Genomic DNA, 14,060 nt, shown 5'->3' with positions numbered 1-14,060 from the left:
ACGAGTTGGGTGGGGTGGGGTGGCATGGCGGGTCTCCTGCGTGGCGGTGGCTGATCGTTGGCACCGTAAGCGGCGGGACGGCCCGTCGCGGTGCGGTGCCGGGGGATCGCGACGTTCCGTAGGGCGCTGGCCCGCCACTTCCGCTGACGCGCCCGGACGGGCCGACGAATCGTCAGGCGACTCAGGCCCGTTGGGCGGCCTCGACGGAGGTGAGCACGACGGTGGTGACCACCTGCCGGACGCCATCGATCGACATCACGTCGTCGAGGAACCGCTGGAGGGTGGCGGTGGAGGCGGCCCGCGCCTTGAGCAGGACGCACCACTGGCCGGTCACCCGGTGGCTCTCCTCCACCATGGCCTCCGGTGTGGACATCGCGAACATCCGGTCCACGGCCGTGCCCAGCCGGTCGTGGTCGACCTGTACCGAGAGGAAGGCGCACAGCCCGAGGTCGATGGCGGACCAGTCCACGACGGCCCGGTAGCCGCGGATCACACCGTCCCGCTCCAGCCGCCTGACCCGCTCGTGCACGGCCGGACGCGAGACGTGCACCCGCCGGGCGATCTCCTCATGGCTGATCCGCCCCTCGGCGGAGACCAGCCTGACGATCTCCCGGTCCACCGGGTCGAGGTCCTTGGCCATCGTGCTTCTTCCGTTCGTCCGAGTCGTCCGTGTCCCCCAGCGAGCCTCATCATCCCGGGTGCCGGTGACGTCGCCGATCCGGCCACGAACTCCCCGGCGGACGCGGCGCGTTGACCTTCCGAGGTGCGTCCCCTGTTCTCCGCGCTCACCCCCGGCGGGGGAAGGACGAGGGCCTGGCCGGCGGGCGGCCGGGCCCTCGTCGTTCACGGGACAGGACCCGGGGGGCGGGCCACGGTCACCACGTGACGCCCTGGTCACCGGGGACTCCGCGGCCCAGGGTGAGGAGGCGGTCGCGCAGGAGTTTCGACAGCTCGTGGCGTTCCTCCGACGACAGGTGGCCCAGCAGGCCGACCATCTCCTCCTCCCAGCCGACCTCCTCACTGATCAGGTCCCGGTGGCCGACCGACCAGTCGAGGACGGCGCTCACCTGGTCGGGTTGGCGGAGCAGCCAGAGCGCGGCGAGCGCTACGGGGCCGCTGCGGACCGCCTGGACGCAGAAGTCGTACTCCTCCCGTCGGGTGACGTTCCAGGTGAACGGGAAACTGCCGGTGTCCTGGCCGGAGAGCAGCAGTTCGTCGTCCACCTCGCGGGACGAGGTGTCGGTGACCGCGTAGGCGAGGCCGTAGTGGTCCAACGTTCGCGCGGTGGCGAGATGATGCGCCAACTCGTCGGCGCCCAGCGACTGTTCGTTAGCGGCCCAGGTTCTCTCCAGGTCCCGGAGGCGTCGGTCGAGGTCGCGGCGGACGACGCTCCAGCCGTGCGTGGTGTGGGTACGGACCACCTGGACCGGATCGTGGACCCACCAGGAGACGCGCAGGGAGACCGGCTCGGGAGGGCCGTACTGGTGGGGGACGCGGAGGGCCCGGGCGTTCGCGTGGTGGGCGACGTTCACGCGGAACGCGGCCTCGTAGGGGTGGCGTACGCGGGGAGGTCCGGCGGCCGCTTCCACGGTGCCCGGGGGCGTGGCGGAGGCGGAACCGCCGTCATGCCGCTGCGCCCCGGCCCACAGCAGGTGGAACTGCCCGTCGACGTCCCGGAGGACGAGCGCGCTGTCGCTCGGGGCGGACCAGCGGTGGCGGAGGACCTCGCGCCACGGGGCGCGCGGCGCGGGGGTGAAGAGCGGGGGCGGGTTCTCGTCGGTCATGGTGTGCCGCTCCTCTGCCGGTCCGTCCTCGTCTCGGTGTCGCCGCCGGTGGGTGCCGACCGGCCGTCGTGCCAGGCGGCGAGGGTTCGTCGCGCGATGTCCTTGCCGACGGGGCTGTCGTGCTCGTCCTCCTCGATGCTGACGAGGAGGCGGAGCACGCCGTGCCGCATCCCGTGGGAGAGCGCGGACAGCAGTGTCTCCAGGGCCTCGCGGCTCGGCTCGTCGCCGTCGGCCAGCTGGCGCCAGGCGAGGACCGTCCGGCAGACGAGGTCGAAGTGCTCCCGCTCGTTGAGCGCCCGGTGGACGAGGCCGACGACGTGCTCGGCCGCGTCGGTTCCGGACCTCAACTGCTCGGCGAACCACGGGATGTCGAGTAGCAGGAGGGCGAACGAGGCCAGCGCCACCTCACCGCGCCTGCCGCCCTCCTCGGCCCACTCGGACAGTCGCAGGATCACCACGGTCTGGTGTCCCGAGGTGAACAGCTGCCGTACGGCGTCGTGGATGGCGCTGGTCACGTGGGTGACGGAGTCGTCGTCCCGGCCGTGCATCAGCTGCCCCAGCAGGGCCAGAGCCCGGTCCGGCCGGGACACCCCGTACTCCGTGCCGCAGGTGTACGCGGCGGTGGCGCGCGGCTGCCATCCCTTGGCGTAGCTCCAGCGGCTCAGTCGGTACCCGATCTCACCGGCCAGGACGGGGTCCCGCGCGGCGATGCCCATGGCGATGGCGGCCACCTGCCGGGTCCCGCTCTCCGGGGACTTGGCGAGGGCGCTGATGTGGGACAGCGCCCGCCTGCCACCACCCCAGCTGGCCGCCAGCCCCATCACCCTGCCGATGGGGGCGCTGAGTTCCCGCTCGCGCCGCGCCTTCTGGAGCCAGTCCGTCATCAGTCCGGGGAGTTGGCCGTACTGCCGCCACATGTGCCGTAACACCGCCTCGGCCCGGCCGTGCCGAACGAAGCGGACGGGCTCCACCGCGTAGGCGTAGCCCCACGTCGCGTGGACCTCGCGCGGCAGGCGGCGGGCGCCGATGCCGCGCAGCTGGTCGTCCATGGGCTCGTCGAAGACGAACCGGGGGTTGTCCCGCGCTTCCTCCTGCTGACGTGTGCCGGGGATCGTGGCGTCGAGCCGCTCGTCCGCCAACTCCAGCAGCCGGTCGGCCTCCTCCTGGATGACGCGGTAGTCCAGCCCCTCGAAGACGCAGGCCGCGAGGAGGAAGGCGAGGGCGGACGGCTGTCCGCCGAGTCGTTCGATCAGTTCGGGAACCTCCTCCTCCGCCAGGAAGCTCAGGCGCTCCACGATGGAGGCGAAGTCCGCGTTCTCCCGGGCGACTTCGTCCACCAGCTCCGCGACGTGGGCGGGCGACAGCTCCCGTTCCAGGAGTTCGTCGATCCGCTCGCGCCCCAGCGCGGTGAGGACGCGGTCGCGCTGTTCCTCGTCCGGCAGTTCGGCCTCGAACCGCGCCGCGAAGAGCGCGCGGGTCGACGGCGGGACACAGGAGACGACGTGGCCGGGCAGTTCGCGGTTGAGGTCCCGCACGAGCCCGGGCACGTCCGGGAGGACGAGCACCATACGGGCCTCCTTCTCCCGGAGGCGGGCGATGAGCTGGTTGACCAGCCCGCCCCGGAGGAGCTGTTGGGGCTGGGAGAGGCCGTCGACCAGGTAGCCGCGCACCGAGTCGTCGTGTGGGCGCCAACTCGTGAGGTCCGGCGTGTCGACGGCGCGCAGGACCATGCTGGTGCTGTGCCGGTGCAGCAGGTTGAGGGCCGCCGTACGACGCCCCGTACCGGCCGCGCCGGTGAGGATCAGCAGACGCGAGTCGAGGTACCGGAGGGCCTCGGGGAACCAGTCCGGTTCCGCGAACCCCTCGCCAGCCGCGAGGATCTCCTCAGCGAAGAGGGGGCCGTCCAGCGCGTGACCGCGCCGGCCGCCCGCCGAGCCCTCGCCGTCGTTGTTGACGTGCTGGCCGCCATCGACGAACCCGAGGTTGACCATGCCGCCCGGGGCGTAGATCCGGTGCGGCGGCCCGTTCCCGCTTCCGGGGGTGCCCCGCGGGAACCCGGCGTTCTCCTCGTCGAAGTACGCCTCGTCGAAGTCGGTCTCGTCAAGGTCCGCCTCGTCAAGGCCGCCCGCGTCGGGGCCCGGCTCTGCCGAGCGGCCCGAACTCGCGGCGGCGGGGCCCGGCTCGGGACCTTCCGCCGACCCGCCCGCCGGGATCCCGGGTGTCCGCGCCGGGGGGTCGGTGGCGCCGTCCGCTCGGCCCGCCCCCCGGTCCGCCGCCCGCCGGTCCGCCGCCCGCTGGGCGCGGTCCGCGTCCGTGCCGGGGGTCTCTCGCCCGCTCATCAACGGTCCTCGCGCGGCCGGCCCGTGGCGGTGCTCTTGTCGCCGTGGACGGTGTCGCCCTGGTTGCCGTGTACCGTCCCGGCCTTGTTCCCCCCGACGTAGTCGCCGCCGATGGAGTCGCCGCCGACGTGGTCGCCACCGATGTAACGCCCGCCGTCCTCAACGTGGTTGACGGTCTGTCCGCCCTCGACGTTGTTGACGGTCTGCCCGCCCTCCACGTGGCCGCCGTTGACGATGCCCCGGTCGGCCCGGAAGCTCGGGGCCGCGGTCCGCTGGGGGAGTGCCTCCCGCTCCGCGCGGTGGTCCTCCGGCTCGTGGGACCCGCCGGCCACCCCCTCCCCGAGGATCCGGGGGTCGTGCAGGTTCCCGGAGGGGGCCGGGACGTACAGCCACGCGCGCTGCTCGAACCGCTTCCCCTCGACGGACGCGGGAACCTCGATGAAGTAGTCGGGGTGCCGCCCGGTGTAACCACTGGCCACGGCGTCCTGGTAGCAGCGGTCGGACAGGATGGCCGCCACCTGCGTGACGTTCTCGCTCTGCGTCGCGAGAACCGCCTTGACCGGCACGGAGTCCAGCAGCCGGTGGGTGTCGTTCCGCGGCGTTCCGTTCCCGTCGAAGTCGTCGCCGGAGTCGGGGAGCGGCCCGATGTGCAGGCTGGCCCGGAGGCGGATGCGGACGGTTCCCATCGAGTTGACGTTGAACTCGGTGAGCAGTTCCTGGAGCGTGCTGAGCCAGGGGTGGATGACGAACGGCATGGATGACGGTTCGAATCCGAAGACGTAGCCGTCCCCCGTCGAGTCCGGGAACCTGCGCTCCTCCCAGACCTCGGGCAACCGCGCCCGGGAGAAGGAGGTCTGGAGCAGTTGCGGGATGACGCGGCTGATCTCACCGTGCTGGATGGCGGGATAGCCGGTGAAGTCCTTCGCGTCGACCGCGAGGATTCCGCGGTACGGCGGGAGGCTGTGGCTTCGCGTGTGGGGGCGGACGGTCGCGGAGGGCACCTGGGCGGGTTCGGACATGACGGACCTCGGTCTCCTGCTGGGTCTCGCCTGGAGCGGTACCTACGGCCGGTGGCCGGACGCTCCGGGCCTGCTGATCCGAGCGTCCAGGGAACGGGCGCCAGCGTCCGCACGCTCAGTGCGGCCGGAACGTGGCGTGGGTCACGTCTCAGTCGCGCGAGACGACGGTGGCCTCCACGCCCCGGAGGGCGGGGAGATCGTCGATGACGATGCGCTTCCGGCTGACCCGCACGTACCTGGACAGGCCGGTGAGCGCCGCGGTCACGGTGTTCCGGGAGATGCGCAGATGCTGCGCCAGATCGTCCCGCGTCAGGGCCAGTTCCAGTGAGTCGCCGCCGCGCGGCACGGACTCCCCGGCGATGTCCGCCAGCCGCACCAGCACCGCGGCCAGCCTGCCCGTCACGTCACCTCCGGCGCGCGCCTGGTCGGACTCCCGCAGACGGCTCAGCGCGTAGCGCACGAGGAGCGGGAAGAGCCCGTACTCCGTCGCGAACCGCAGAAAGACGGGCTTCCCGACGACCCCGACCACGCACCGGGACATCGCCTCCACACTGGCCGACCGCCCCCGGTCGTCCAGCACCGCGATCTCTCCCAGCAGTTCGCCCGGTCCGCGAAAGGCCAGCAGGGTCCGGTTCCCGTCGGGTTCGTGACGCGTGACCTTGGTGGCGCCACTGACCACGGCGAGGACGTGCGTGCCCGGTTCGCCCTGACGCAGGAGCAGGGTGCCCGCCCGGTGCTGACGGTGGGTGGCCCGGGTCAGCAGATCGGACCACGCGTCCTCGCCGAGGAAGTCGCGCATGGTGTGACCTGCTGGCCCCGGGGCCTCGGGGGAGGGGTCAGCCATACGCCGACCGTAGGGGAAGAGAATCGCCCTGTCCGGGGGCTGGTTCGCAGTCGACGGGGTGCGCGTGTGCGACCAGCCTCGCGGTGGTGTCGCGGCGGTGTCGGATTCGGGGTTGGCGGGGTCAACTCCGAGGTGACGAGGTCGGGTTCGAGGTGGTCCGGGGACGGGCTCGGGTCAACTGGCGGGCGGCTGGGGCGTGAAGCGGCGGCGCCAGGCGAGAGAGACGTGGACCAGACCGATGAGCACCGGAACCTCGATCAGTGGGCCGACCACTCCGGAGAGCGCCTGGCCGGAGGTGACGCCGAAGGTGGCGATGGCCACCGCGATGGCCAGCTCGAAGTTGTTGCCCGCGGCGGTGAAGGCCAGCGTGGCGGTGCGGTCGTAGGCCAGGCCCAGCCAGGCGCCGAGGGCGAAGGTGCCGAAGAACATGACCGCGAAGTAGACGAGCAGCGGCAACGCGATCCGGGCCACGTCCAGTGGCTGCGAGGTGATCGTCTTCCCCTGGAGGGCGAAGAGGACGACGATCGTGAACAGCAGTCCGTACAGCGCCCACGGCCCGATCCTCGGCAGCAGCCGGTTCTCGTAGGCGTCCCGGCCCATCCTCCGCTCGCCCAGGCGACGGGTCAGGAAGCCGCCCAGCAGCGGAACGCCGAGGAAGACGACGACATTGGCCGCGATCTGCCATACGGACACGTCCAGTCCCTGCCCGTCGCCCAGGCCGAGCCACCGGGGCAGCAGATCCAGGTAGAACCAGCCGAGCAGGCCGAAGGCGAGCACCTGGAACACCGAGTTCAGCGCTACCAGCACGGCCGCCGCCTCGCGGTCGCCACGGGCCAGGTCGTTCCAGATGATCACCATGGCGATACAGCGGGCCAGGCCCACGATGATCAGTCCGGTGCGGTACTCGGGCAGGTCGGGCAGGAAGACCCAGGCGAGGGCGAACATCACCGCCGGGCCGACGAGCCAGTTGACGACCAGCGAGGAGACCATCAGCCGCCGGTCACCGGTGACCGCGTCCAGCCGGTCGTAGCGCACCTTCGCCAGCACCGGGTACATCATCACCAGCAGGCCGACGGCGATCGGCAGGGAGATCCCGCCGATCTCCACGGCGGCCAGGGCGTCTCCCAGCCCCGGGATCGCCCGTCCCAGAGCCAGGCCGACGGCCATCGCGAGCAGGATCCAGACCGCCAGGTAGCGGTCCAGGGTGGAGAGCCGCCCGGCGACCGAGGCAGCGTCCGATACGTCCGACGCGTCCGACGCGCGCCGGGTGGTGGGGTCGACGGCGGTCACGTGCAGGGCCTCCGGTTCTCCGCCGCCCCGTGGGCGGACTCGGCGAGCTGGGCGAACCGCCCGGAGAGTTCCGCGAGGACTCCGGGCCGGAGGCGGTAGTAGGTGAACCGGCCGCACGGCTCGGTCTCCACCAGGCCCGCCTCACGCAGCACCCGCATGTGGTTGGAGAGGTTCGTCTGCTTGGCGCCGGTCTCCTCGACGAGGTGCGTGGTGCACAGCGTCTCCCGCGCCAGCAGGTTCACGATGCGCCAGCGCAGCGGGTCGCCCAGCACCCGGATCACATCAGCGTCCACTGAAGTCAGCATGTACTGATGTTCTCACATCGCCCGCCGCTCACGTCACCCGGGTCGGCACCGGGCTGGCCCGGGCTGGCCACGGACTGGCCGCGGACTGGCCGCGGACTGGCCCGGGCTGGCCACGGACTGGCCGCGCGCCGGGCCGGACCCACAGCTGGCCGTCACCGCGCCGGGCCGGACCCCACCTCGTCTGGCCGACCTCCCCGTCGTGACCGGCCGAACCTCACCGTCACGCGGGCGGCCCCTCGGCGTCGTGCGGCGGGCTTCACTGGCGGGGGGTGGGGTTGTGGGGGGTCGGGGTTCCGTGTTCCGTGCGGGGGTCGCCGCTGCCGCCCGCCCGGGGGTGGCCCGGACCGCCAGCCCGGGGGCGGCCGGGGGCGGCGAGCGCGGGTTCGGAGGCCCTGCGGTACACGAGGTGGGGGAGGAAGAACTGGGTGACCGGGCCGACCAGCAGCGCGTACAGCACCGTGCCGACGCCGACGCTCCCGCCGAGCACCCAGCCGATCCCCAGCACGGTCAGCTCGATCAGGGTGCGCACGAGCCGGAGGGACCAGCCGGTCACCGCGGCCACCCCGGTCATCAGCCCGTCGCGGGGGCCCGGGCCGAAGCGCGCGCCCACGTAGATCGCGACCGACAGCCCGTTGAGGACGACGCAGCCGACGAGCAGCGCGACCCGCGCCGGAAGACCGAGGTCCGCGGGGATCAGCAGCAGGCCCAGATCGGCCGAGCTGGCGACGACGAGGATGTTCGCGAAGGTACCGAGCGTGGGCTTCTGCTTGAGCGGAATCCAGAGGAGCAGCACCAGTACGCCGAGGACGCCGCTGATCATCCCGAAGCTCAGCGGGGTACGCAGTTCCAGGCCCTCGTACAGCACGCTCCACGGGTTGACGCCCAGCGAGGTCCGCACCATGGCCGAGAGGCTGAAACCGTAGAGGGCGAGGCCGAGGAGCAACTGCGGGAAGCGGCGCACCGGATGCTCGCCCAGCGGGACGTAGCTCACCGGAATCGGCGGACGCCGTGTCCGACGGGACGGCGCGCCCGCCGCCCCGTTCCGGCGGCGCCCTAACCCGCGCCAGCCGCGCCCCGTCGTCTCCCGCTCCATACCTGTCGCCTCCTGTGTGCTGGCGTCGAAGCGACGCCGCCGCCGTTCCGGAATCTGCCTGGCCGAGGACGTACGACACGACGGCGGCGGACCGCGCGCGTCCCCCTCGTGAGTGGTCGGCACGCCGCTACCGGGCCGAGCCGTGCGGGCGGGCCACGCGGTGTGGGGCGGACAGCCGGTGGGCGACGGTCGCGGGGTGGACGGCGACCACCCGGTGGGCGGGCAGCGGACCGCCGGTCCCCGGACGGTGGGCCCGGACGATCGGGCCGGGTGCTCGGTCCGCGTGGCCGGACCGGGTGATCGGACGGAGGAGAGAGCGCCGCACGGAGGGGAAGATGCCCACCGGCGACCACCACTACCCTCTGACCCGCCCTCCCGCCCTGGCACGGACGCACACCACACGGACGTACGGACGTACGGGCACACGGGCACACGGGCACACGGGCACACGGATGCACGGAGGTACACCCAGGTACGCCCGGGGACGCCCGGGGACGCCCAACACACCGTCCGGGACGGCCCGTTGGCCGTCGCGTGGGCGGGCGGACGCGAGGCGTCACCGGCGGCCGGCGCGGTGGTTGCCCGCCGCCGGTGACGCGGGGCGCGGGGCGCCACGCCTGGAGCGCACGTACGCCGCCCGGGACGCCGGACGCACACCCGGAGCGCGCGTACCGCGCCCGGGGCGGCCACATGACGCCCGGGGCGCCGATGCGCCCCGGCGCCCCGGAGAGGCCGGGAGGCGGCCGGCTGACGGGACCGCCCGCTGAGCGGGTCAGGGTTCCAGGCTGGTGAGGGTCTCGCGGATCCGTCGGCCCGCCTCGGTCAGAAGCTCCGTCGACCGGCCGCAGTTGATCCGTACGAAGTGCTGGAGCTCCTCGCCGTCCGCGAAGTGCGTACCGCAGATCGTGGCGACCTTCGCCTCGGTCAGCAGGAACGGGTCGGCGCTGTCGTAGCCGAGCCGCTGGTAAGCAGGGGCGAACGCGGAGAGGTCGACGAACAGGAAGTAGCCGCCCTGGGGACGGCTGACCCGCAGCTCGGGCACCGCCTCCAACTCCCGCAGCATGGCCTCCAGGTTGGAGCGCGCGGTGCGTGCCCGGGAGGTCGCCACCTCGTCCAACTCCGGTCCGAGCGCGACGTGTGTGGCGACCTGGCTGTAAGTGGACGCGAACGAGGTGAGGTTGACCTGGGCGCGGGAGGCCGCCTCGACGATGTCCGCGGGTCCGCAGAGGTATCCGATCCGGTCACCGTGCATGCCGTAGGTCTTTCCCGGGCCGGTCACCGCCACCGTCCACGGCCGCATGGAGTACTGGCCGCCGTCGGGCGCGGGGACGTCGATCGCGGCGAACGTCCTGGCCCGCTCCCCCAACACGTGTGCTTCGTAAGGGGAGTCGAAGAGGACGTAGACCGGGCTCTCCCCGCGCGACTCACGGAGCGCGTTGTGCCGGGCGACAGTCTCGGCCAGGGCCGTCAGCTCCTCGGTCGTGTAGACCTTGCCCGTGGGGTTGATGCAGTCCCCCAGCACCACGATCTTGGTGCGTTCGCAGAGCACGCGCTCCAGGACGGGAGCGGTGAGCCCGTCCTCGGCGGTGACCAGGACGGTCCTCGGGACGGCCTCGTGCAGCCGCACCATGTCCGCGTAGTGCGGCCAGTTGGGCACCGGGACCACGACCTCGTCGCCGGGGTTCAGCAGGGTGTGGAAGGCCGCCGATATCGAGCCCTTCACCCCGCCCGGCGTGACCATGATCTCGGACTCCGGGTCGTACTTCAGCCCGTGCAGCCGGGCCACGCGTGCCGCGATCGACTCCAGCAGGAAGGGCAGCCCCTTGACGGGCGCGAACGCGTGCACCGTGTCCGGGTGCTTCCGTACGAAGTCGATCACGCCCTGGTCGATGCGCTGGTCGGCCGGGGTGTCCAGCGCACCGATGCTGAGATCGATGATCTGCTCTTCGGGGCCGAGCGCGCTGTTGAGCGCCGCGATCTTCGCTCGGGTGCCGTGGGTGGCTGACTTGGGGATACTCAGAATGGCGTTGGAGATTCCACGATTCTTCTGCACGGTCGTATGGGCTACCTCTCTGCCGTGGTGCGTTTCTCCGCTCTCCGCCGCGGTCGTCCTCCACCGGACGGTTGTTGACCGGGCTGTTCCTGACCGGACGGCTGTTCCTGACCGGGCTGTTCCCCGCTGGACGGTTCGCCGTAGGGCTGTTCTCCGTAGGGCCGTTACCCGTCGGGCGAGGTGCCCCGGCCCGGTCGTCCGTCGGGGCGCCGCCCGTCGAGACACCGAGCGGTGAGGGGGTTCCGCCGGGCGCTCCGGTCGCGGGTACGGAGCCCCCGGTGGTGGGGCACCGTTCCGCGGTTCCCTCAGCCGGCCATCTCGCGGACGGCCCGGTCCATCGCGTTCCACATCTCCAGCTGGATGGCGAGCGTCTCCTTCGCGCCGTACGCGATCTCGGCGACGTCCTCGTCGCTGTGGCAGTTGTTGAGGACGCACTTCCGCGCGTCGGCCGCGTGCCGTTCCTCGACGCCCTCGTCTCCCACGTGCACGTTGAAATAGATCTCGACGTCGTGGACGAACGTGTCGTGCGGGAGTTCGTTGTTGCTGTTGCGGAACGCCGTCCGGCACACCTGCAACATGCGGTCCGCGTGCGATTCCAGCGCCATGGCGACGCCCAGCATCCGCTGGTAACCGCCGCTCAGCAGTTCCAGTGTGCGCTCGCGGTAGGCGAACGTCTCGGGCAGGACGAGTTCACTGTTCCGCGCCTCCTTCACGCGCAGTGGGGACAGCCCGAACTCCCGCTCACCGTGCAGGTTGTGGGCGTTCTCCATCAGGATCTCGTGACACCTTCCCGCCTCCCCGTTCCCGGCCTCCTCGTTGAGGATGAACGAGAACAGCACCAGGGTGTCCACGTCGTCGTTGGCGGCGGCCTGCGCGCACACGTGGGCGATGCCCTTGACGGTTCCCTCCGTGCGCTGGAAGAAGTTCGCGCGGTGGAACTCGTAGGTCCGGCCGGTCCACGGGACGCTCTCCAGCCGTTGGAAGTAGGGGTTCTCGTAGACGGGGTGCCGCTCCAGCTCGTCCATGAGCGAGGTGACCTGTTCGTCCAGCGTCATCGCCGTGGTGGTCATCGTGCGTCACTCCTCACGTGGGTGGTCGGCGCGGCGCGCGCGGCGGTCGTCCGGTCGTCCGGCGGGGGCGCGCGACGCGCTGGAGGAATACTCTCCGCGGTCACCGATCGCGGGTGAGCACCGTGGCAACCGTCAGGACGACGGCCGGAGGGGGAACGGGGAGAACACCCCGAACACGCGCACGCGGAATGGCACGCACCCCTGCCATGGAACTCGATCGAATCCGGGACCCGGTGGTCAGCCGGGCCGGACCAGGAAGTGCGGGAGCCCTTCTCCCGGCGGCGCCGGACGGGTTTCCGATGGAATACACCCACCCCACACGCCGCGCTGAACACTTCGGATCGGCCGTGATCCAAGGTGACGTAGGGACCGTTACCGGGAACAGGGCACAACCGGCCATATGCGGAGGGTTCTTGACGGTGAACAGTGCCACCGTGGACATCCCGTGAAAGCAGGCGCAGGCCCTTCCACTCCGCAGCCGCGGCCACCGGCCGACGGCCCGGCAAACCCCCCGGAAAACCCGGACCGGAATCGCCGGACCACCTCCGCCGACGGTCGCCGGATCCACTCCGAGCGGATCTTCAGCGCTCCTCCACAATCCACCACCGCACACCACGGTGGCCATAGAAAACCGACGGTGCGGCGGTTACTCCTCGCATACTCCTCGCACGCGGAGAATGTTCCGCACCCGACACCGGAGAGGTCCTCTGAAAGGTCCTATGCATCCTGAATTAGCTGGCATTCAGTCGCCGTACGGGTGAGACCGGTGTACTGATGGGGGTGGTGGGACGATCGCGTCGCGCGAGCCGGTCGGCGCGACAGCCGGGAAGGGCGTCCGGTGCCGCTGTCTTATTCCCGGACGTCTCCTCCGGAACGGCTCGGTCAGCTCCGGCGGTCATCCCGGAAGACCCCAGGTCGCTCCCAACCTCAGTCCCCGGACCCTCCGTTGGAGACCCCTGGCCGCCCGGCAGGGCCCGTACGGGGTGGGCGCCCCGGAGCCGGGCCAGGGCCCGTGAGTGTGCGGACGGTCCCGAACGCCCGGCACGGAGACGGGGGTTGGGGCGCGGATGGCAGTCCGTGCCCCAACCCCCTTGTGCCGTACCGCCGTACCCGCCGTCATCGCGTCCCGCCGCCCTCACGGCGGGTGCGGCTCCGACGGGCCGCCGGGCCGCCGTCCGCCGGGCCGACGTCTGGCGGTCCGACGGCGTTGCGGTACCGCGGAGTTGGCGTGGTGCGGTGGTGCGGTGGTGACGAGGTCCGGTCAGTGGCTGCTCCACAGCACCGGGCAGAACTCCGGGTCGCTGTAGTCCGGAAGGCCCTCGGGGGTGCGCCGCACCAGGGCGTCGTGGTTGTAGGAGACCTGGGTTCCGTCCGAGCGGCGGAACGGCCGGTACTGGTTCTCCCCGTCCTGGAGGTGGAAGGAGATCGCGCGTCGGGGACGGTCGCTGCGGTTGGCACCGCTGCCGTGGTAGGTGCGGCAGTGGTGGAAGCTCATGTGTCCCTTGGGGATGCGCATCGGGATCTTGCGCACCTCGGCGTTGTTGTAGTGCGCGTTCTCCTCCAGCATCTGGTCGAGTTCGCTCCGGTCTCGTTCGGCGAAGTGGAGCGAGGTGGCGTCGTTGGCGGAGGTCTCCTTCCACAGGTGGCTGCCGTCCACCATGGTGATGGTGCCCATCTCCTCGTCGCAGTCGTGGAAGGGGATGAAGGCGGTGAGCATCCGCTCGGAGGTGCTGTTCGCCCAGTAGTGCCGGTCGAAGTGCCAGGGCACGATGTTCGACTCCTCCTCCGGGCGCGGGGGCTTGAGGATCAGCGTGGACTGGAAGACGCGTATCCGCTCAGCCTGGGCCAGGCGGGCGGCGACGGCGCCGAGCAGCGGCTTGCGCAGCACCCGGCCGAGGGTGTCGTCCTCGTAGTGGACGTAGTCGTTGTGCCGCTGGACGGGACCGTCCGAGGGCTGCCAGTAGGCGAGTTTGGGCGGGTGCAGGGGCAGGGTGCGGTCGCGGTGGCCGCCGTAGTACCGCTCGCTGGCCTCGACGAGCAGGTCGACCTCCTCGTCGGTGAGGAGTTTCTTCGAGAGGTACCAGCCGTGTTCGGCGTAGTGGACGACGTCCGCGTCGGTGGGCAGGAGCGCGTGCTCCTCCTCGGTGAGGGCGAACGCGTCCTGGGTGCGGTCCAACACCCCGTCAGACGGGTGCTGTTCGGGGTGAGCGGTCCGCTCGGTTTCCTGTGCGGTCACGGTATTCCTTCGTGCTCGTGGTCATGG

11 protein-coding genes are annotated in these 14,060 nt (G+C 71.5%); all 11 read right to left on the bottom strand.

The genetic code is table 11. The features are described from left to right. Window positions 1-181: 181 nt before the first annotated feature. Window positions 182-640, bottom strand: coding sequence for an Lrp/AsnC family transcriptional regulator (locus tag E0L36_RS17700; RefSeq protein ID WP_180930120.1), 459 nt, complete (start codon window positions 638-640; stop codon window positions 182-184). Between the two features lie 235 nt (window positions 641-875). Further along, window positions 876-1,784: a hypothetical protein gene (locus E0L36_RS17695; RefSeq protein ID WP_180930119.1), complete on the bottom strand. Its 909-nt coding sequence runs from the start codon at window positions 1,782-1,784 to the stop codon at window positions 876-878. Continuing rightward, window positions 1,781-4,123, bottom strand: coding sequence for a hypothetical protein (locus E0L36_RS17690; RefSeq protein ID WP_180930118.1), 2,343 nt, complete (start codon window positions 4,121-4,123; stop codon window positions 1,781-1,783). The genes E0L36_RS17695 and E0L36_RS17690 overlap by 4 nt, the downstream gene beginning before the upstream one ends. After that, complete coding sequence (locus E0L36_RS17685; protein ID WP_180930117.1) at window positions 4,123-5,142, bottom strand: hypothetical protein; 1,020 nt, start codon at window positions 5,140-5,142, stop codon at window positions 4,123-4,125. The genes E0L36_RS17690 and E0L36_RS17685 overlap by 1 nt, the downstream gene beginning before the upstream one ends. A 148-nt stretch (window positions 5,143-5,290) precedes the next feature. Next, complete coding sequence (locus tag E0L36_RS17680) at window positions 5,291-5,986, bottom strand: Crp/Fnr family transcriptional regulator (RefSeq protein WP_258016320.1); 696 nt, start codon at window positions 5,984-5,986, stop codon at window positions 5,291-5,293. 174 nt (window positions 5,987-6,160) lie between these two features. Further along, window positions 6,161-7,276 carry an ACR3 family arsenite efflux transporter gene (gene arsB, locus E0L36_RS17675; RefSeq protein WP_180930116.1) on the bottom strand — a complete coding sequence of 372 codons (1,116 nt, stop codon included), beginning with the start codon at window positions 7,274-7,276 and terminating at the stop codon, window positions 6,161-6,163. Continuing rightward, window positions 7,273-7,581, bottom strand: a complete 309-nt coding sequence (locus E0L36_RS17670; protein ID WP_180930115.1) for a helix-turn-helix transcriptional regulator — start codon at window positions 7,579-7,581, stop codon at window positions 7,273-7,275. The genes arsB and E0L36_RS17670 overlap by 4 nt, the downstream gene beginning before the upstream one ends. Before the next feature lie 256 nt (window positions 7,582-7,837). Then, window positions 7,838-8,572, bottom strand: coding sequence for a hypothetical protein (locus E0L36_RS17665; RefSeq protein WP_308416819.1), 735 nt, complete (start codon window positions 8,570-8,572; stop codon window positions 7,838-7,840). An 874-nt stretch (window positions 8,573-9,446) separates the two neighbouring features. Then, complete coding sequence (locus E0L36_RS17660; protein WP_180930114.1) at window positions 9,447-10,727, bottom strand: pyridoxal phosphate-dependent aminotransferase; 1,281 nt, start codon at window positions 10,725-10,727, stop codon at window positions 9,447-9,449. A 305-nt stretch (window positions 10,728-11,032) separates the two neighbouring features. Next, window positions 11,033-11,797, bottom strand: coding sequence for an iron-containing redox enzyme family protein (locus E0L36_RS17655; RefSeq protein WP_180930113.1), 765 nt, complete (start codon window positions 11,795-11,797; stop codon window positions 11,033-11,035). 1,261 nt (window positions 11,798-13,058) lie between these two features. Next, window positions 13,059-14,033, bottom strand: a complete 975-nt coding sequence (locus tag E0L36_RS17650; protein ID WP_308416818.1) for a phytanoyl-CoA dioxygenase family protein — start codon at window positions 14,031-14,033, stop codon at window positions 13,059-13,061. Window positions 14,034-14,060: the final 27 nt, after the last annotated feature.

Origin of the sequence: Streptomyces sp. AJS327 (assembly GCF_013450295.1) — a bacterium.
GTDB lineage: Bacteria > Actinomycetota > Actinomycetes > Streptomycetales > Streptomycetaceae > Streptomyces.
Note: the sequence above shows the minus strand (reverse complement) of the source record. Positions and strands in the feature narration are given on the sequence as shown.

Coding starts and splice junctions, on each gene's coding strand:
- E0L36_RS17700 (WP_180930120.1), bottom strand. CDS start 640: ATGGCCAAGGACCTCGACCCGGTGGACCGGGAGATCGTCAGGCTGGTC.
- E0L36_RS17695 (WP_180930119.1), bottom strand. CDS start 1,784: ATGACCGACGAGAACCCGCCCCCGCTCTTCACCCCCGCGCCGCGCGCC.
- E0L36_RS17690 (WP_180930118.1), bottom strand. CDS start 4,123: ATGAGCGGGCGAGAGACCCCCGGCACGGACGCGGACCGCGCCCAGCGG.
- E0L36_RS17685 (WP_180930117.1), bottom strand. CDS start 5,142: ATGTCCGAACCCGCCCAGGTGCCCTCCGCGACCGTCCGCCCCCACACG.
- E0L36_RS17680 (WP_258016320.1), bottom strand. CDS start 5,986: ATGGCTGACCCCTCCCCCGAGGCCCCGGGGCCAGCAGGTCACACCATG.
- E0L36_RS17670 (WP_180930115.1), bottom strand. CDS start 7,581: ATGCTGACTTCAGTGGACGCTGATGTGATCCGGGTGCTGGGCGACCCG.
- E0L36_RS17655 (WP_180930113.1), bottom strand. CDS start 11,797: ATGACCACCACGGCGATGACGCTGGACGAACAGGTCACCTCGCTCATG.